General features: G+C 56.6%; 14 protein-coding genes. 8 read left to right on the top strand and 6 right to left on the bottom strand.

Going from position 1 to position 19677, the window contains the following annotated elements; translation table 11 throughout:
* Window positions 1-39: 39 nt before the first annotated feature.
* A complete protein-coding gene (locus F1379_RS10280) occupies window positions 40-861 on the bottom strand; it encodes a response regulator transcription factor (protein WP_162551117.1) in 822 nt (273 codons plus the stop codon).
* Complete coding sequence (locus F1379_RS10275) at window positions 842-2569, bottom strand: sensor histidine kinase (RefSeq protein WP_150269116.1); 1728 nt, start codon at window positions 2567-2569, stop codon at window positions 842-844. The genes F1379_RS10280 and F1379_RS10275 overlap by 20 nt, the downstream gene beginning before the upstream one ends.
* A 338-nt stretch (window positions 2570-2907) precedes the next feature.
* On the opposite strand from F1379_RS10275, the gene F1379_RS10270 reads away from it, so the two are divergent.
* The 4 genes from F1379_RS10270 to F1379_RS10255 are packed head-to-tail and all read left to right on the top strand — an operon-like array spanning window position 2908 to window position 8625.
* Window positions 2908-3765 carry an ABC transporter permease gene (locus F1379_RS10270; protein WP_239004629.1) on the top strand — a complete coding sequence of 286 codons (858 nt, stop codon included), beginning with the start codon at window positions 2908-2910 and terminating at the stop codon, window positions 3763-3765.
* A 13-nt stretch (window positions 3766-3778) separates the two neighbouring features.
* Window positions 3779-4648, top strand: a complete 870-nt coding sequence (locus tag F1379_RS10265) for a carbohydrate ABC transporter permease (RefSeq protein WP_150269112.1) — start codon at window positions 3779-3781, stop codon at window positions 4646-4648.
* Between the two features lie 32 nt (window positions 4649-4680).
* Window positions 4681-6363 carry an extracellular solute-binding protein gene (locus F1379_RS10260; RefSeq protein WP_150269109.1) on the top strand — a complete coding sequence of 561 codons (1683 nt, stop codon included), beginning with the start codon at window positions 4681-4683 and terminating at the stop codon, window positions 6361-6363.
* A gap of 15 nt (window positions 6364-6378) precedes the next feature.
* Window positions 6379-8625 carry a beta-galactosidase gene (locus F1379_RS10255; protein WP_150269107.1) on the top strand — a complete coding sequence of 749 codons (2247 nt, stop codon included), beginning with the start codon at window positions 6379-6381 and terminating at the stop codon, window positions 8623-8625.
* Between the two features lie 473 nt (window positions 8626-9098).
* Here F1379_RS10255 and F1379_RS10250 read toward each other — a convergent pair whose 3' ends face one another.
* Window positions 9099-9752: a GntR family transcriptional regulator gene (locus F1379_RS10250; RefSeq protein WP_150269105.1), complete on the bottom strand. Its 654-nt coding sequence runs from the start codon at window positions 9750-9752 to the stop codon at window positions 9099-9101.
* Window positions 9753-10021: 269 nt separating this feature from the next.
* On the opposite strand from F1379_RS10250, the gene uxuA reads away from it, so the two are divergent.
* The 3 genes from uxuA to uxaC are packed head-to-tail and all read left to right on the top strand — an operon-like array spanning window position 10022 to window position 14137.
* Complete coding sequence (gene uxuA / locus F1379_RS10245) at window positions 10022-11098, top strand: mannonate dehydratase (protein ID WP_150269103.1); 1077 nt, start codon at window positions 10022-10024, stop codon at window positions 11096-11098.
* Complete coding sequence (locus F1379_RS10240) at window positions 11099-12709, top strand: mannitol dehydrogenase family protein (protein WP_150269101.1); 1611 nt, start codon at window positions 11099-11101, stop codon at window positions 12707-12709.
* Window positions 12710-12724: 15 nt separating this feature from the next.
* Complete coding sequence (uxaC, locus tag F1379_RS10235) at window positions 12725-14137, top strand: glucuronate isomerase (protein ID WP_150269099.1); 1413 nt, start codon at window positions 12725-12727, stop codon at window positions 14135-14137.
* Between the two features lie 418 nt (window positions 14138-14555).
* Here uxaC and glpX read toward each other — a convergent pair whose 3' ends face one another.
* The 3 genes from glpX to F1379_RS10220 are packed head-to-tail and all read right to left on the bottom strand — an operon-like array spanning window position 14556 to window position 17080.
* Window positions 14556-15551 (bottom strand): class II fructose-bisphosphatase, encoded by a 996-nt coding sequence (gene glpX / locus F1379_RS10230; RefSeq protein WP_150269097.1) that lies wholly within the window; start codon window positions 15549-15551, stop codon window positions 14556-14558.
* Between the two features lie 45 nt (window positions 15552-15596).
* A complete protein-coding gene (locus F1379_RS10225) occupies window positions 15597-16415 on the bottom strand; it encodes a pyruvate, water dikinase regulatory protein (protein ID WP_150269095.1) in 819 nt (272 codons plus the stop codon).
* 20 nt (window positions 16416-16435) lie between these two features.
* Complete coding sequence (locus F1379_RS10220) at window positions 16436-17080, bottom strand: helix-turn-helix transcriptional regulator (RefSeq protein ID WP_239004618.1); 645 nt, start codon at window positions 17078-17080, stop codon at window positions 16436-16438.
* Window positions 17081-17505: 425 nt separating this feature from the next.
* Between F1379_RS10220 and F1379_RS10215 the strand changes: the two genes are divergently transcribed.
* Window positions 17506-19677 carry a type I secretion system permease/ATPase gene (locus F1379_RS10215; RefSeq protein WP_150269092.1) on the top strand — a complete coding sequence of 724 codons (2172 nt, stop codon included), beginning with the start codon at window positions 17506-17508 and terminating at the stop codon, window positions 19675-19677.

Genomic DNA, 19677 nt, shown 5'->3' with positions numbered 1-19677 from the left:
ATCGGGCGCACGCCCGGCCTGAACGGCAGCGGAACAGAGCTACCGGACGCTTTGCCGCCGGTATTGATAAGGAGTGGTGCCGTACTGCTCCTTGAACAGCTTGATGAAATACTGCGGCTTGCGGTAGCCGACCATCTGGGCGATGTCCAGCACATGCAGCCGCGAGTCGGTAAGCAGTTTGGCGGCCCGTTCGAGCCGTTTCAGCGTAATATAGCCCGACAGATTCTCGCCTGTCTCCTGCTTATACAGCCTGGAGAGGTAGACGGGATGCAGGTGAACCGCTTTGCCGAGATCGTCCAGGGACAGCGTGTCGCCCAGATGCTCGGAGATATAGGTATGAATGCTGCGGACGAGCTCCGCATTACATATTTTGGCCTGGCCTGCAGCTGCCCCGTCCGCCTGATTGCCCGGCGGCTCCGGCTCTCCTTGCCCGGCAGCAACAGCCTCCCCCGAACCTGAGCCTTCTTCCCCGCCCGTCAGCCGCTGTTCCTTCCCGATACACATAAAAGCCTGCTTCATCGCCTTCTCCATGTCATCCTTATCCACGGGCTTCAGCAGGTAATCGAGCGCTCCCAGCCGGATGGCGTTCTGCGCGTAGTCGAACTGCGAATAGCCGGAGAGGATGATGGTCTTCGTCTTGAGCTCCTGTTCGCTGATATACCGGAGCAGGTCAATGCCCGACACCTCGGGCATGCGGATGTCCGTGATCAGGAGATCGACATCGCCCGCTGCGAGCCGCTGTCTCGCCTGGACCGAATTGATCATCGTCTCCAGATGGGTCACGCCGTATTTGCTCCAGTCGAGCAGATGCTTCAGATACTCTACGATATAATGTCCATCGTCAACGATCAGCAGCTTCATGATGTCCTCCTTCGGGTTCCGCAAATTCGATATAGGCCATGACGGACAAGCCGCCCCAATGGTTGGTGAACAGCCGGAGACCGCTGAGCGGGCCATAGGCATTCCTGAGGCGCCGGTTCACATTCCAGAGCCCGACGCCCCGGCTGCCCCCGGGCGGCTGCGGGCTTTCGATCTTTACGCTGAGGCGGTGCAGCTCTTCGGGAGTCAGCCCCTTGCCGTCGTCGGCTACAGTCAGCAGCGCTCCGGTCTCCAGCGCCTTAACCTCTATAGAGATCCGGTGGGCGCCCTGCTGCTCTTCAATCCCGTGCTGGATCGCATTCTCGACCAGCGGCTGGATAATTAGCGGCATGATCGGCCTTGCGGCAAGCTCCGGAGCCAGGTCGATGCTGTACGTAATCTGCTTGGTCAGGGCCATAATATTGAGATAGTGGTCGGCCAGTTCAAGCTCGGACGACAGCGTAATTTCCGCACGGTCCAGCCGGGTGATATAGCGGTAGTATTCAGCCATATGCTTGCTCATTCGCATGACGGCGTCGGGCGAGCTCTGCGCTACGGTCATAATAAAGAACAGGTTGTTGTACAGAAAATGCGGGTTAATCTGAGCCTGCAGCTGCTTGAACTCAGCATCCCGCCGCAGCTCGGTCTCCGTCTTCAGCGAGGTGAACAGCGTCTGAATGTTGGTGACCATGTGGTTGAAGCTGATGAACAGGCTCTGAAATTCGTTACCGGTATTCTCGCTGATCCGGGTGTTATGATTGCCTTCCTCGACCTGGCGGAATTTCTTGCCGAGCAGCTGAACGTTCCGGTAGAAATTACGGTAGAACACCCCGATCACTACCAGACCGATCAACAGGACGGCCAGGATGCTGACGAAGAACACCTGACGGCTCTGTTCAAGCGGAGTCAGGAAGTCATTCATCCGCGTGTAGGTGATCAGATAAGTGTCGACAGGTTCGATGTACTTGGACAGGATATAATACTCATCCCGGCCGGCCCGGTAATTGAACTGCTTCACTTGAGCGGGATCGCGAACGAGCGTTTCGCGCGCTTTGGCCACAATTCGTCCATCCACGGCCCGGTTGCGGATGACCTGCTCTCCGCCGACAAGGAAGAAGGCGTCAGAATTGTCGCCGTTCACCGCTTTTTGCAGCAGACTGACCATATAATCGGGCTTCAGCCGCACTCCGACGACATACTGGAAATTAGCCGGGTTCATAGGCGGATGAATGTAGGGGTAGACCGAGAAATAATATAAATTGCTGCCGATCACCTTCCAGCCCCGCGCGGTTACATCCTGGAAATGCTCCTCGGACAGAAGACCGGAGTTGGTCGTGATCAAGGTTTCATCGGTCAGCCAATAAATCGCGAGAGCGTCCACGGTCCGGCTGGAGATCAGCGTGCTTCCCAGTTTATCGCGGATGGCGTTCTTGCTCATTTGCGCGTCATAATTGTTCATATCGAGAATCCGGTTCTGATAGAGCCGGATGGAATCATCGGCGGTGAACTGAATGCCGTACATGGCGGCTTCGGCCACGGCATCCTGCAGAATGCCTTCAGCATAGGAAATCTGATTGCGCGAGGCGCTGATCAGGCTTTTTTGCAGTGTTTGCGAGCTTAACATGTTCATGACGAAGAAGAGGCTGAGCGTAAGCAGCAGGAAAAAGACGAAGAAATAGATAAAGCGCTTCATATTCATTTTTCGAATCATGCTGCCGGTTCCCTCCCATCCTGTAGTCTTATCATAAGTCATCAAGGTAAAAAGAAAAAGCGCTCCGCAACGAAAAATGAAAGCGTTATCTAAAATGGTTAAGGTTATGGCCATGATGTTGAGAAATTGACATTTCGGCGTGGAAACGCTTTTGCTACGATTATTTGTGAAAGAGGAAATCGCTTCTTGGAGAAAAGGGGGAAAGAAATATGGCGCAACTACTTGGGAACCCCGCCGCCCGGGAGAAACCGGAGAAGAAGGAGAAACCGGAGAAGCTGGAGAAGCCGCTCCGCAATCCATGGGGCAAGGAAATCCGCAAAAGCTGGCCGCTGTACCTGATGTGTCTGCCCGCGCTTGTCTTCGTGCTGATCTTTGCTTACGGTCCGATGGCCGGGCTGGTCATGGCCTTTCAGGATTATAAGCCGTGGCTGGGGATGACGGGTTCAGCGTGGATCGGAATGGATAATTTCGCACGGATCTTCCAGTATGAAGAGTCGACGCAGGCCATCATTAACACCCTTATCATTGCGGTCTGTAAAATTGTAATCGGTATCATTGTCCCGATCTTTATGGCGATTCTCCTTAGCGAGATCCGTAACGTCGGCGTGAAGAAGAGTATTCAGACGCTGGTCTATCTGCCGCACTTCCTGTCCTGGGTCACGGTGGCCGGTATGATGATCGACATTCTGGGACTGGACGGGGGCATCAATCATTTTCTCGGCAGCGTGTTCGGAACGAAGCCGATCTTCTTCCTGGGGGACCCGGAATTGTTCAGGCCTACGGTTATTATCAGTGATCTGTGGAAGAACTTCGGCTTCAGCATGATCGTCTACCTGGCCACGATTACGGGAATCGATCCATCCTACTACGAGGCGGCTGAAATCGACGGTGCTACCCGGCGGCAGCAAATTCGCCACGTGACATTGCCCAGCATGCTGCCCATGATTATTGTCATCGCCACACTGAGTCTCGGCAGTATTCTCGACGCCGGGTTCGATCAAATCTTCAACCTGTATAACCCGCTGGTGTACAGCACCGGAGATATTATCGACACGTATGTGTACCGTTCCTCACTGCTGAACGGCCAATACGGCTTCGGGACGGCAGTCGGCCTGTTCAAATCAGGGATCAGCCTGGTTCTGATCGTGATCTCTTACCGCATCGCCTACAAGCTGGCCAATTATAAAATCTTCTAGAAGGGGGAGGAACATGTACCACAAAACCGGAGGCTACAAAGTATTCGCCGTATTCAACTATATCTTTCTGATTCTGGTCGCCTTGTCCTGCTTTCTGCCCCTGCTCCATCTGCTCGCCCAGTCCTTCAGCAGCAAATCGGCGGTCAACGGTAATCTGGTCACCTTCTGGCCGGTCGAATTCAACACCGATTCGTACCGCAAAACATTCAGTAACTCCAATTTCACCGGCTCCATGCTGATTTCTGTCACACGGACCGTACTCGGAACAGCCATCAGCATGTTTGTCATTACGACGGCAGGCTATGCGCTTTCGAAGGATTTTCGCGGGCGCAATGCGCTGATGTGGATTTTCGTGTTCACGATGCTTTTTTCAGGCGGATTGATTCCCTCTTATATCCTGGTCACTACCCTTGGGCTTAAGGATACGCTCTGGTCGCTCGTCCTGCCCGGCGCCTTCGGGGCATATAACCTGATCCTGATCATGAATTTCTTCAAGACGATTCCCAAGGCGCTGGAGGAGGCTGCGTTTATCGACGGGGCGAGCTTTTTCGGGATTTTCCGTAAAATCTACCTGCCGCTCTCGCTTCCGGGGCTGGCGACGGTCGGGCTCTTCATTATGGTCGGTCATTGGAACTCCTGGTTTGATGGTATTCTATACATGTCCGATACCAATCAATATCCGCTGGCTTCATTCCTGCAGACGGTGGTCGTCCAGAGCAATGCGCAAAGTATGGCACTGAGCGCCTCGGAAGCGGCCGCATTATCCGAAAAAAGTCTCAAGGCTGCACAGATATTTATCTCCACCCTGCCGATCATTCTCGTATATCCTTTTCTGCAGCGGTATTTTGTGAAGGGGATTGTGCTGGGTGCCGTTAAGGAATAAATTCAAACCACAATAGCAAAGGGGAGACTATCATGAAAAGAGCAAGCATCGCTATATCCGCTATGATCCTGTTATCCGGACTGCTGGCCGGCTGCGGCGGGAATGACGCAAAGACGGAGGGAAGCTCCGCAGCGCAGGCTACCCTGAAGGATGGGAAATATGATCCCCCAATTACTATCACTATTGCCAAGCAACAGGATGAGAACGCGGGCAAATATATGGAAGGCGAAAGCCTGAACGACAACGTGCTGACCCGCTGGGGCAAGGAGAATTTGGGCATTGATATCCAGACCACTCTGCTCGGCGGCGATGCCAGCCAATATAATACCAAGCTGCGTCTGGCACTGACCGGCTCCGAGAAGCTGCCCGATGTCGTGCCGGTCTATGATACTGCGCTGGCGAGCGACCTGATTCAGTCCGGCCAGGTGAAGGAAATCGGCGAAGATATCAATAAATACATGCCTGAGCGCCTGAAGGAGATTTACAAGCAGTTTCCGACGACCTTCAATCCGGTGGTAAACGACGGCAAAGTATACGGGATGGCCATTGCCCCCAACCTGACAGAGGGCGAAGTGATGCTGATCCGCCAGGACTGGCTCGACAAGCTGAGCCTGAAGGCGCCGACCACGATCGAAGAATTCGAGCAGGTTATTGCCGCCTTTACGGAGCAGGACCCTGACGGTAACGGTAAGCCGGACACATACGGCTTTACATTCTCGGGCAAGGACTCCTACAACACCGGCTGGGTCAGTGATCCGGTCATGATCTTCAGCGCATACACGGGCAAGCATCTGCCGGGTTCATGGCTTGAAGAGAACGGCACCTTGTCGTACGGCTCAGTGGCCGAGGGCAACAAGGAGGCGCTGGCGAAGCTGCGTGACTGGTATACGAAGGGCTATCTGAACAAGGAGCTGGCGACCCAGGGCGCATGGGATGCGCTGGCGGACTTCACTGAGGGCAAAGCGGGCATCATCGTCGGCCGGCCATGGCTGTACGGCAGCGTCAAGGATGTAGAGAAGAACGTGGACGGCGCGGTCATCAAGGTGTATCCGACGATCAATGGCGTCAGCGGCGACAAAACATATCAGAGCGGCCAGCTTAACGACGGCGTGTTCATGTTCAACAAGGATTTCAGCAACATGGAGGCCTTCTTCCTCTACTATGACAAGCTCTATGATGCTGCGTTCGGCACCGGCGATTTCAAATACGGCTACGCGCAAGGCTACGACTACGACATTGTGAACGAAGAAGTGACCTTTGATCCGACCCAGTTCAATAAGCCGCTTACGGAGGTCCAGGGCGTCGGTAAGATGGCATTTACCAAGAATACGCCAAGCGTAGACGGTGCGGGCAAATCGTACTATGATCTCGCAAACGGCGCTTCTCCGGACAACGGCGTGCTGATGCGCTCTAACGCTCTCGATCAGACAATGAAGGAAGGCTATGTCATTTCCTATGAGAACAGCGATGCGCTGCTGCCGAGCGCCTTTAATGGCCCGCCGACCAAGACGATGCAGAATTCCTGGGCCCAATTGACGACAATGGAGAAAGAAGTCTTTACGAAGATCATCTACAGCGACGAGCCGCTGGAGGCCTATGATGATTTCGTCAAGCAATGGCATGACAAAGGCGGCGAGCAGATCACCAAGGAAGTCAATGAATGGTATGCGAACGCCAATAAAGTGGATTTCATGTCGCAGATGGGCTTGAAATAAGCGGGAAGGAAGCGGATGATGATTAGTCTGAGGGAATTGGATGCGGGCCCCGGAGTGGTGTTGTCTATAGAAAAAGAAGACGCAGGCTCCCTGTGGATGAAGACGCCTGCACAAGGAGGAAGTGCCGCTCTGCCGCTGGATGCCGCCGCTTCCTCTGCCTGGGGGAACGCCCGGTATATGTCCGCCATGGTCTCGCACACTTCGCATGATGTGCTTGTGCTGATCTTTACCTTCCGCGATGCGCGCGGCCGCGAGGTGTCCGTTCACTTCGGAATTCTGCCGGAGGTTCCGACCCGGCTCTGCCTGCCGCTGCAGGCGCTGGAAGGCGGGCGGCTGTTTCTGGACCGCTATCCGGGCGTCCTCCAGACGGTGATGCGCGGCGATGCCTCGATTGACCGGACCCGGCTGGGCGAGGTCCTGATCAGTACGCCGCCGTCTACGGCGGAGCGCGAATTCCGGCTGACGGAGTGGATGCTAGGGACGGAGGAGCCGGTGTGGGAAAAGTGCGCGAATCGGCCGCTCATCGACAGCCTTGGGCAATGGACAGGGCGGGAGTGGGGAGGGAAGACGCGCAGCCGTGCGGAGATGATTGCGCGGCTGCGGGAGGAGCGGGCGGCGGCACTGTGTGGTGGAGGCGCAGCCGGGATTGAGATTATGGCCGCGGGGCATCAAGAGCAGGCGGATACGGTGGAGCCGAGTGGAGCTGGGGCCGGGGCTGGGAGTGAAGCTGGGGCTATGGCCGCGGGGCATCAAGAGCAGGCGGAAACGGTGGAGCCGTATGGTGAAGCCGCAGCTGGCCCGGAGTCCGGGGCCAGGACTATAGCCGAGATGCCGCGGGAAGAGCGGGCGGCGGCTGGGGCGCCGCATGTTGAAACCGGTCCCGGACCCGGGACTGGGAAATATGGCCGCTACGGCGGCTGGAAGGGGCTGCAGTTTCCGGCGACCGGATATTTCCGGACGGAGCAGGCGGATGGGCGCTGGTGGTTCGCCGACCCGGACGGGTACGCGCTGTTTAGCGCCGGGATGGATTGCGTCGGCCCCTCCTCGCCGATGCATATCACGGGCATGAAGCATCTGCTGCCCGCCCTCCCCGCACCGGAAGATGGGTATGGCGATGCCTGGAGGCGGGACGGTGCGGAGTTCTGCCCGGCGACCGCCAATCTGATTACCGCCTTCGGGGCTTCCTGGCGGGAGGATTGGCAGGTCTTAACCGAGCGGCGGCTGCGGTCGCTCGGGATCAACACGATCGGCAACTGGTCCGATCCGCAGTTTATTGCGGCATCGAGTCTTCCCTACGTGCTTCCGCTGCAGGGGTTTCCGGAGACCACGCAGACGATCTTCCGCGACTTCCCGGATGTGTTCCATCCGGAATATCCAGAAGCGGCGGAGCACTTCGCGAAGCAGCTGGAGCCGCTGCGCGAAGACCGGCGGATGGTCGGCTACTTCATGCGCAATGAGCCGCAGTGGGCGTTCGTCGACAGCCTCAATCTGACGGAGGAGATGCTGAAGCGGCCTGCGCGTTACGCTTCGAAGGAGCAGCTGGTCGCCTGGCTGCAGGAGAAGTACGGCGGGGTGGCAGCGCTGAATGCGGCCTGGAACAGCCGGTACGCCGATTGGGAGGAGCTGTATCAGCCGCAGAAGTTCCAGGCTGATGGCGCATCTCCCGCGAGGGCAGAGGATTGCGAACAGTTCAACCGGATGATGATCCGCCGGTATGTGGAAGTTCCCGCCCGCTGCTGCAAGGAGACCGACCCGCATCACCTCAATCTCGGCATGCGGTATGCCTGGGTGGCAAGCGATGCCGTGCTGGAGGGCTGCGAATGGTTTGATGTATTCTCCCTGAACAGCTACCAGTGGAAGCCGGACCGCCGGCACATTGCCGAAATATCCGCCAGACTGGGGCGGCCGGTGATGATCGGCGAGTTCCACTTTGGCTCGGCCGACGCCGGCCTGCCGGCCTATGGCATCAAGGCCGTGGCCACGGGCGCCGAACGGGGAGGCGCTTACCGCTATTATGTAGAGCAGGCGGCAGCGATCCCGGAGCTGATCGGCACGCATTACTTCCAGTGGAACGACCAGCCGCTGCTGGGCCGGTTCGACGGGGAGAACTACCAGATCGGAGCCGTGGATGTCTGTAACCGGCTCTATCCGGAACTGGCAGAGGCGATGCGCGAGGCGCACGGCGCTATGTATGAAGTCAGAACCGGAACACGTAAGCCTCACAGCCGCGAGCCGGTTGAGATTCCGAAGACGGGATTCTGAGTATACGCAGCAGATTCCATTCATATGATCACAGCAAACAAGCTGGCCTCCAATGCTCCGGAAGGCCAGCTTGTGCTTATAAGTAGAGTCAGGGCCCAGGCTCCGGTCCAACTTTCCGGTCCAACGCAGCCGTTCCTTGAAAATAGTTCGATTTTCGCACACTAATTCTGCCTTTTTTGCGGATTTCAGTAATCTAATTAGATAATCGCCACTTAATCTGGACGATATGGGTGCAATCATTGATTATCGGCCATATTAAGTGGCGATTATCCAACTAAGTCTGCAATCACCCCTATAATGGACAAATTAAGTGGCGATTTTCCAACTACAGTGTGCGAACAGGGGCTTGCAATTGCTGTTCCTAACCCCCTATAGGTAAACGCCAATCAGCCCACACCCTGTGTCCAAGATGAGGGCTGAAATAGAATGTATTAGCATATTAGTATGCGGTCAGCGACTAGCATCGAGGTAACTTAACCCTTAATATACTCCGCAAAATTCTCCTGCAGGTACAGCGAGTTAATATCCTCACGCAGATGGTGGTGGATCAGCTCCTCGATTCTTCCGCTTTCCTGGTTCAGCAGATAATCAAGGATATAGCGGTGCTCCTGCACGATCTCCTCCAGCTTCTCCTGCTTCAGCATGTGCAGACGGCGGTAGCGTTCATAATGCACGTTCGACTGCTGGATCAGATTCCACAGGAATTCGCGGCCCGCCAGTTTGAAGATCGTCTGATGAAAGGCGTCATCCCAGGTGAGAAAATGCTCCAGCGCATCCTCCCGGCCGATGGCGCCTTGTTGCTTCTCCAGAATCTCCTTCAGTTCAAGTGTCCCCTTAAGGGCCAGCTTGCCCGCCAGACTCTTGATAATTTCCTTCTCCAGCACACTGCGCAAGTATATAATCTGCTCCACCGATTCCAGGTCGATGTAGGAGACGAGGTTGCCCTTCTTGGGATAGACGTCGATATAGGATTCCAGCGCCAGCTGCTTCAGCACATCGCGCAGCGGTGTCCGCGAGAGCTGAAAGCGTTCGGACAAGACCGTCTCGCTCAGGATGGTGCCGGGCTTCAGCGTCAGATTGCGGATTTCATGCTTCAGCGAGGTCATAATTTGTTCTTTGATCGACATGTACGCTTGCTCCAATTCGTTAGGATGGATAGAACGGTAAGGTCCGTTAACGGATACAGGTGAACCGGGTCGTGTATGTCTACCTAGTATACATGAATGAAATAATGAATGGAAGCAACCCGTATCCTACGAGGCCCGGACTATAAGCGATCAAAGGAATATTTTCACGTAATATAAAGGTTGTTGACAAGAAAGGCAGACCTAAATTATGATCAAGGAAATCTTGTATACAAGATTGGTGAGGACAATACATGGGAGGGTTAAATCAAATGAACATGACGTGGAGATGGTATGGCGAAGGGAACGACAACATCACGCTGGATCATATCCGGCAGGTGCCGGGCGTAATGGGCATCGTCTGGTCGCTGCATGACAAGGTGGCCGGCGAAGTGTGGGAGATGGAACGGATTCAGGAGGTCGCGGATCAAATCACTGCCAAGGGCTTCAGCACTGCCGTGGTGGAGAGCGTCAATGTTCATGATGATATCAAGATTGGCCTGCCGACCCGTGATAAATATATCGACATCTATATCGACACGATCCGCAAGCTGGCTAAGGTTGGCGTAAAGGTGATCTGCTACAACTTCATGCCGGTGTTCGACTGGACACGGACCGATCTGTACCATCCGCTGCCGGACGGGTCAAACGCCCTCTTTTATGAAAAGGCTGCCATTACCGATAACCCGCGTGAGATGGTCGACCGTATTCTGCAGGGGGCCGGGGAATTCACGATGCCGGGCTGGGAGCCGGAGCGGCTCGCCAAGCTGGACGAACTGTTCGCGGCATACGCCGACGTGACGGAAGATAAGCTGTTCGAGAATCTGAAATATTTTCTGGAGCGGATCATTCCGGTCTGTGAAGAAGTGGATATCAAAATGGCGATCCATCCCGACGACCCCGCCTGGCCGATCTTCGGCCTGCCGCGCATTATCCGCAGCCGCGACACGATCCGCCGCATGCTGGACAGCGTACCGAGCCCATATAACGGTCTGACCTTCTGTACTGGCTCACTCGGCTCGAATCCGGAGAACGATCTGCCGGCGATGATCCGAGAGTTCCATGACCGGATTCATTTTGCCCATATCCGCAATGTGAAGGTGTTCGAGAACGGCGACTTTATTGAGGTATCGCACCGCGGCCGCGACGGCAGCGTCGATGTTGCCGAGGTTGTAAAAGCCTATCATGAGAACGGCTTCACCGGTTATGTCCGTCCGGACCATGGCCGTCATCTGTGGGGCGAGGAGAAGAACTGCCGTCCGGGCTACGGTCTGTATGACCGCGCCATGGGCATTATGTATCTGCTGGGTGTATGGGACAGCCTGGAAAATGCCAAGGAGGCGAAATAAATGCTGCGCCTGACAAGAAGCAGTATCGGGAACGAGGCGGCGGCATGGAAGGCGGCGGGCGTAGAGCTTCCGCAGTTCGACCATGCCAGGGTGGCACAGAATACGCTGGCGAAGCCGGAGTGGATTCACTTTGGGGCGGGGAATATTTTTCGCGGATTCGTGGCCAAGGCCCATCAGCAGCTGCTGGACAGCGGCAAGGCGGAGACGGGGATTATTGCGGCAGAGACGTTCGACTTCGAGATGATCGACAAGGTTTACAAGCCGTATGACAATCTGACCCTGCTGGTGCTGATGAACGCGCGCGGCGAGTTCCAGAAGACGGTCGTCAGCAGCATTGTGGAGGGCATCACAGCCGATAAAGGCCGGGAAGAGGATTACAAGCGGCTGATCGAAGTCTTCGAGAATCCGAGTCTGCAGATGGCGAGCTTCACGATTACGGAAAAAGGCTACGCGCTGACCGGACCGGACGGCTCCTATCTCGGCATCGTCGAGAAGGATATTGCCGGAGGGCCGGAGCAGGCCGTGCATGCCATGGGCGTGGTGGCTTCGCTTGCTTACCGCAGATATCTCAAGGGGCAGTATCCGATGACCTTTGTCAGCATGGACAATTGCTCCCACAATGGCGACAAGCTGAAGAACGGTGTCGTTACCATTGCCAAGGAGTGGGTGGGCCAAGGCCATGTGGAAGCGGGTTTCGTGGAATATCTGGAGGATGAGAGCAAGATTACCTTCCCGCTGTCGATGATCGACAAAATCACACCCCGCCCGTCAGAGACGGTGCAGGCGGAATTATTGAAGCAGGGCATCGGCGAGATGGGCGTCATCGTCACCTCGAAGAATACGTACACCGCGCCGTTCGTCAACGCGGAGATCAGCGAATACCTGGTCATCGAAGACAAGTTCACGAACGGCCGTCCGGCGCTGGAGGAAGCGGGCATTATCTTCACAGACCGCGATACGGTCAACAAGGTGGAGACGATGAAAGTGACCACCTGTCTCAACCCCCTGCACACAGCGCTGGCCGTTACCGGCTGTCTGCTCGGCTATACCCTGATTGCCGACGAGATGAAGGACGACACACTGCGCCGTATGGTGGAGGTGATCGGCTACAAGGAAGGGCTGCCGGTGGTCGTGGACCCGGGCATTCTCAGTCCGAAGCAGTTCCTGGACGAGGTGCTGCAGGAGCGCTTCGCCAATCCGTTCATTCCCGATACGCCGCAGCGGATCGCAACCGACACCTCGCAGAAGGTGGGCATCCGCTTCGGGGAGACGATTAAATCTTATATCCGCCGCGAGGACCTTGATCCGGCGCAGCTGACGGCGATTCCGCTGGCGATTGCCGCCTGGTGCCGGTATCTGCTGGGTGTGAACGATGAAGGAGAGACCTTCGCGCTCAGCCCGGACCCCATGCTGGAATCGCTGCAGAGCCGTCTCTCGGGCGTAGCTCTGGGCGACACCTCGTCCGATGTAAGGGCTATTCTAAGCGACGAGCAGTTGTTCGGCGTGAAGCTCTACGACATCGGCCTCGGCGGGAAGATCGAGGGTATGTTCCATGAGATGCTGGCCGGCCCGGGCGCGGTGCGCCGGACGCTTACGAAGTACCTGAATTAGAAGGGGACAACCGAAATGAAGCCTTTGATTCACGATAATTTCCTGCTGCAGTCGGAGACGGCCCGCAGCTTGTATCACGACTATGCCAAGGCGCTGCCGATTATCGACTATCATTGTCACCTCGACCCGCAGGCCATCGCTGAGGACCGGCGGTTCCGCAGCATTACTGAAATCTGGCTGGGCGGCGACCATTATAAATGGCGCGCGATGCGGACCTTCGGCGTGGAAGAGCGGTATATCACCGGCGACGCGACGGATGAAGAGAAGTTCGCCAAGTGGAGCGAGGTGCTGCCGTATACCATCGGCAATCCGCTTTATCATTGGTCGGCGCTGGAGCTGAAGACGTATTTCGGGGTAGAGGAGCCGCTTCATCCGGGCAACTGGCGCGACATTTATGAGCACTGCAACCGGCTGCTTGCCGGTGACGGCTACACGGTGCGCGGCCTGATCAGGCGCTCGAACGTCCAGTGGATCTGCACCACGGACGATCCGGCGGACGATCTGCGCTACCATCAGCAGATTGCCGCGCTGGAGGATTTCGGCACCGGAGTGACACCGACCTTCCGGCCGGACAAGGCGCTGCAGATTGAAGCGCCAGCCTTCACGGACTATGTCGCCGTGCTGGAGCAGGCGGCGGGCAGCCGCATTGATTCGTATGCGGCGATGGAACGCGCGCTGCTGATGCGGGTTGACTATTTCGCCTCCCATGGCTGCATGATCTCCGACCATGCCTTTACCCATGTGCCTTATGCTGAAGCGAACGGGGCTGAGCTGGAGGCGATCTTCGCCAAGCGGCTGGGCGGCGGCAGCCTGACCCGGCACGAAGCCGACCAGTACACCACCGCGCTGTTCCTGGCGCTGGGCCGCAAGTATGCGTCCCTCGGTTGGGCGATGCAGCTGCATATCGGGGCGCTGCGCAACCCGAATTCGCGGCGGTTCCGTCAGCTTGGTCCGGATACCGGTTACGACATTATCGGCGACGGCAATTTTGCCGAGCCGCTGTCCCGGCTGCTGGACGGCCTGGAGCGGAGCGGCGAGCTGCCGAAGACGATCCTGTACAACCTCAACGCCGTGCACAATGATGTGCTGGCCGCTATGGCCGGCTCCTTCCAGGAAGGCGGCATCAAGGGCAAGGTGCAGTTCGGCTCCGGCTGGTGGTACAACGACCAGAAGGACGGCATGCTGAAGCAGCTGACCTCGCTGTCCAATCTCGGACTCCTGAGCTGCTTCGTCGGCATGCTGACCGATTCGCGGTCGTTCCTGTCCTACACGCGGCATGAGTATTTCCGGCGGATTCTGTGCAATCTGATCGGCGGCTGGGTGGAGGATGGCGAAGCGCCGCGCGATCTCCCGCTGCTCGGCGGGATCGTGCAGGATATTTGCCATCATAACGCGGAGCGTTATTTCGGATTGGCTGCCAAAAGTTAATGCCGGGTGTCCATACTCCGGTATCCAGACAGTGTTAAGCCTATCCTCAGCAGGTAATTGAAGATCGTGTGAGTTGCCACTAAGGCGGCTGTGAACCGTTTCTGCGCAGATTGAAGCTGTGCGGGAACGGTTTTTTGTGCTGGAGTGAGAGCGAGATTGAGGGTGATGGAGGAGTGAGAGAAGCTGAGTCATATCAGAGCTTGCAGGCGGGCAGCGGCTGAAAAATCAAACTTCGGCAGTCTCGGATATACAAGAACCGGGAGATTACAAGGATGAAAGTTTGCGATTATAACGGAGATTGGACCAGGCTGCAGAACCGGGAGAGTCATTCGAATTGCTGTAATACAAGACGAAAGGACCGGTCCGGCTTAGCCGGACCGGTCCTTGGCAAATGCGGCAGCTCCAGAGCGGGCGGAGCTTACTGCGACGCCGCATTCATCCGCTGCGCTGTGCCTTCCGGGATCTCCTTGCCGGGCAGGTAGTGGATGCTGCGGATATAGCGGATCGTGCGGCTGCTGGCCCGCATGATGACGGATTGGGTCTCGGCGCGGTCCTTGGAGAGCTTGCGTACGCCGCTCAGGAATTCGCCGGACGTGACGCCGGTGGCGGCGAAGATGACGTCGCCGGTGCCGACCATGTCGTCCATCGAGAGGATGCGCATCGGATGGTCAAGTCCCATCATCAGGCAGCGCTGCATCTCGAACGGACCCTCCGGCAGCAGCCGGCCCTGCAGCTCGCCGCCGAGGCAGCGCAGGGCGGCGGCGGCCAGCACGCCCTCCGGCGCACCGCCGGAGCCCATGTACAGATCGACGTCGCTGTCCGGCAGGGCAGCGGCGATGGCGCCGGCCACATCGCCGTGGCCGAGCAGCCGGATGCGCACGCCGAGCCGCCGCAGGGTGGCGATCAGCTTCTCGTGGCGGCTGCGGTCCAGCACGAGGACGGTCAGCTCGGAGAGCGCCTTGCCGGTGATCATGGCCGCCTTGCGCACTGTCGTCTCGGGATCATCCTCGAGACGCAGCTTGCCGGCCAGCTCCGGCCCGCAGGCCAGCTTCTCCATATAGATATCCGGCGCATGCAGCAGGCTGCCGCGGTCAGCGATGGCGATGACGGACTGGGCGTTATGCAGCCCGAGTGCGACCACCTCCGTGCCTTCCAGCGGGTCGACGGCCACATCCACGGCGGGGCCGTTCTTGTTGCCGACCCGCTCGCCGATATAGAGCATCGGCGCCTCATCCATCTCGCCTTCGCCGATGACGACAGTTCCGTCGATGGAGACGGAATCAAACATGGAACGGATGGCCGTTGTCGCCGCATCATCCGCCGCCATCTTGTCGCCGCGGCCGATCCAGCGTGCCGCAGACAATGCGCCCAGTTCCGTTACCCGTACGATTTCCAGTGCCAACTCACGTTCCATATGTTTTCCCTCCATGTGTCTGTAATTTGAATGAATATTCGTGATCTAGCTTTCCTGCGAATCCGCAATATAGCCCATAATGATTCCGGCGGTTTCCTCAATGGCTTTGTTCGTAATGTCTATCACCGGACAGCCCAGCTTGCTGTAAAGCGCGGAGGCATAGTCGATCTCCTCGCGAATCCGCTCCAGCGAGGCGTATTGGGAGCCTTCCGGCAGCCCCAGCATCCGCAGCCGTTCGGAGCGGATCTTCAGCATGGTCTCCGGCTTCATTGTCAGGCCGATCAGCCGGCTTGTCGGCAGGCTGAACAGCTGCGCGGGCGGAGCCATCTCCGGGACGACCGGCACGTTGACCACCTTCTTGCCGCGGTGGGCGAGGAAGATGCCGAGCGGTGTCTTGGACGTGCGCGACATGCCGAGCAGCACGATATCCGCCTTGGGCAGCGCCCCAAGATCGCGGCCGTCGTCGCAGGCGACGGTGAATTCAATCGCCTCGATGCGGCGGAAATAACTCTCGTCGAGCTGATGCAGGAGACCGGGCCGCGCTGTCGGCGCCCCGTCAAAGGTATCGATGAAGGCCTGCATCATCGGGCCCATCAGATCGACGATCCGCAGATCCAGCCGCACGGCCTCCTCGCGGATGACTTCCCGCAGCTCCGGCTGCACCAGCGTGTAGGCTACGAAGCCGTGCAGCTTGGCGGTTTCCTCCATCAGCCTGCGCAGTTCGTCCTCCTGCCTGACATTTCCATACCTGCGGATGGTTACGGGACGGTTCTGGAATTGATGGATGACGGCCTGTACGACGGCCTCGGCCGTATCTCCGATGGAATCCGAGCAGATTGTTATGAAGTGAGAAGATGGCTCCATGCTCTTCAGGTTCCTCCCTGTTAGCCTTTGGCTTCGAGTTCAAGCAGCAGCTTGATAATCGCGGTCTTGGTCAGCCGCCCGGTCACTTCCTGCCGGAAGCCGTTCTCTTCTTCGGCATCCGGAGCAATGACGGGCAGGCTGTCGACCTCATGAAAAATCATTTTGTGCGCGGCATCCAGCACCGTGTCCTCAGGCGATACCGTGACCACCTTGGATCTGCGGGTCATCACCATGCTTACCGGCATCGTGACCGCAGCGGGGTTGCCGAGCGTCACCTTCAGAAAGTCCTTGCGGGACGCGACGCCGGCCAGCCGGCCGGTCTCATCGCAAATAATCAGCGTCCCGACATCCTGCAGAAACAGGGTAACGACTGCATCCTGAATCGTCGCCGTCTCACGGACGATAATCGGTGTGCTCTGAATGGACCCGACCTTCGTCTCCTGCAGCAGATACCCGCTTCCCAGCCGCTGCGAGGCCTTCTTACCGGGAAAATAGCCGACCTTCGGCTTGGCGTCGATATACTCCAGCATGACCAGCACCGACAGGTCGGAGCGGATTGTGGGGCGTGTCAGATTCAGCTGTTCGGCAATTTGCTCCCCGGTGATAGGGGCGTGCTTCTTGACGATGTCGATAATTAGCAGTTGACGCGATGTCAGTTCAATCACGGAATTCCTCCACTTTCACGAATACTTGCAGGTTGCCCTCCAGAAGCAGGAGCGGCGCAAGGCCAGAATCCCCCTCTCTGTTATCTTTTTATTGGAATAATGCACCTAACTTGATTATATAATACGCAATAAATATGCTTATTGCAATATATAGTACGTCATAAATAATTTTATTAAAATACATTACCATCATCCGGGCTTTATTTGGCTTTTGTTCGCATACTGTTCTAATCTGGAAAAATTCCTCTTTAAAAAGAATTTCTATAAACAAAATCTTATTTATGATTAAAAAGAAATAGTTTTACAAAAACGAGTTCGGGAGACACAATTCGACAGCTTATTGCAAATTCAATATGGTACTATTTGTCTGAACTTGAGAAATCCATATTTTATAAATTACACCAAAAGATAAGGGATGTTAAATGATGGGGACAACGGCAGAGCTTCACACGGAGGACAACAAGCAAGAGGAAGGAAGGGGAAGCAAGCAAAGCATAGACACCGGACTGCAGTCCTTGATTCTTGTGGCCAATTTCCATAATATCTCGGCGGACTACGAGCAGATCCGGCATTCCCTGGCCATCGACGACAAGGGGATGGATACTCTTCAAATGCTGAAGGCGGCCAAGGAGCTGGGAATGAAGGCGAAGAAGGCGGCGGTCACGCCTGAACGTCTGCGCAAGCTGCCCTTGCCGGCTGTGCTGGCCAAGCAGGAGGGAGGATTCTTCGTCCTGGCCAAGGTTGTGGAAGAACGATTTCTCATCCTTGACCCTTTAATCGGCAAGCCATCTACGCTATCCGGGGAAGAACTGGACGCCATTTGGAACCGGGAGATTATTCTGTTCTCGCCCCAGTTCAAATCGGAGCATCGCGAGGAATTCGGGATCAAGTGGTTCCTGCCTGTGCTCTGGAACCACAAGAAAATTCTGGCCGAGGTTCTTATCGCATCACTATTTCTCCAGCTCTTCGGTCTGGTCTCACCCCTCATTACCCAGGTCATTATCGATAAGGTGCTGGCCCATCACGGGCTTACGACGCTCAATGTGCTGACCGTAGGACTGCTGATCATCCTTGTGTTCGAGCTGATTCTAAGCATCAGCCGGACGTACGTATTTACCCATACGACGAGCCGCGTGGACATCACACTCAGCACGAAGCTGTTCAGCCACCTGTTCCGACTCCCGCTCGCTTATTTCGAGAACCGCCGGACGGGCGCAACCATTGCCAGAGTCAGGGAGCTTGAGAACATCCGCCAATTTCTGACCGGCTCGCCGTTCACAGCGGTGCTGGATATTCTGTTCATTGTGGTCTATATAGCTGTAATGTTTGCCTATAGCAATCATCTGACTTTTATTGTATTGGGCACGCTGCCCTGCTTTGCCCTCCTTTCCATTATCTTCACCCCGCTGCTGCGCAACAGGCTGGAAGAGAAATTCCAGCGCGGATCGGAATCCCAATCCTATCTGGTTGAAGCCGTGTCGGGAATTCAGACCATCAAATCCTTCGCGCTGGAGCCTATTTCCCAGAAGAAGTGGGAAGGACTCCTCGCCAACTACACACGCTCAAGCTTTAAGCTTCTTCTCCTGTCGGGCACGGCAGGTTCGCTCGCACAATTCATTCAAAAGGTTTCCAATCTCGCTATTCTGTTCTACGGCACGCATCTGGTGCTGAAGGGCACGATCACCGTGGGACAGCTGATCGCCTTTCAAATGCTGGCCGGACGGGTCAGTGATCCGGTGCTGCGCCTGGTGCAGATGTGGCAGGACTTCCAGCAGACCGGAATTTCGATAGACAAGCTGAAGGATATTTTCTCCGTCACGCCAGAACCTGCGATCTCGGCTTCCAAGACCCGGATGCCGCAGATCCGCGGGCAGATCAAGTTCGAATCAGTCACCTTCCGTTACAAAGTGGACGGGCCGGAAATCGTGCGCAGCCTCAGCTTCGCTATTCCGCCGGGAACAGTAGTGGGTGTGGTAGGACGCAGCGGCTCCGGTAAGAGTACCGTCTCCAAGCTGATTCAGCGGCTGTACGTTCCCGAATCGGGCAAAATTCTGATCGACGGCGTCGATATCTCCCTGGCCGAGCCTTCCTGGCTGCGGCGGCAGATCGGCGTTGTGCTGCAGGAAAATTATCTGTTCAGCGGCACGATCCGCGAAAATATTGCACTGAACAATCCTTCGGCCAGCATTCAGGAGATCGTTCATGTCGCCCGCCTGGCAGGGGCGCATGATTTCATTATCGAGCTGGCCGAAGGTTACGACACCCTGCTCGGCGAACGCGGGGAAGGCCTGTCGGGCGGCCAGCGGCAGCGGATCGCCATCGCCCGGGCGCTGCTTGGCAATCCGCGCATCCTGATCTTTGACGAGGCTACCTCCGCTTTGGATTACGAGTCGGAACGCATCATCCAGAATAATTTGCGCCAAATATGCGAGGGGCGCACCGTCATTATCATTGCCCACCGGCTCTCAACCTTGCGCACCGCAAGCCGGATTATGGTTATGGACAAAGGCAATCTGGTCGAAGCGGGAAGCCACCAGGCCCTGCTCGCCCAAAAAGGACTGTATCATTATCTCTATCATCAGCAGGAGAGGGAATAA

The organism is Paenibacillus tepidiphilus (assembly GCF_008635795.1).
In the GTDB taxonomy this organism is placed as follows: Bacteria; Bacillota; Bacilli; order Paenibacillales; family Paenibacillaceae; genus Paenibacillus_AQ; species Paenibacillus_AQ tepidiphilus.
The sequence above is the reverse complement of the archived record's forward strand: the minus strand, read 5'-3'. Positions and strand labels throughout refer to the sequence as shown.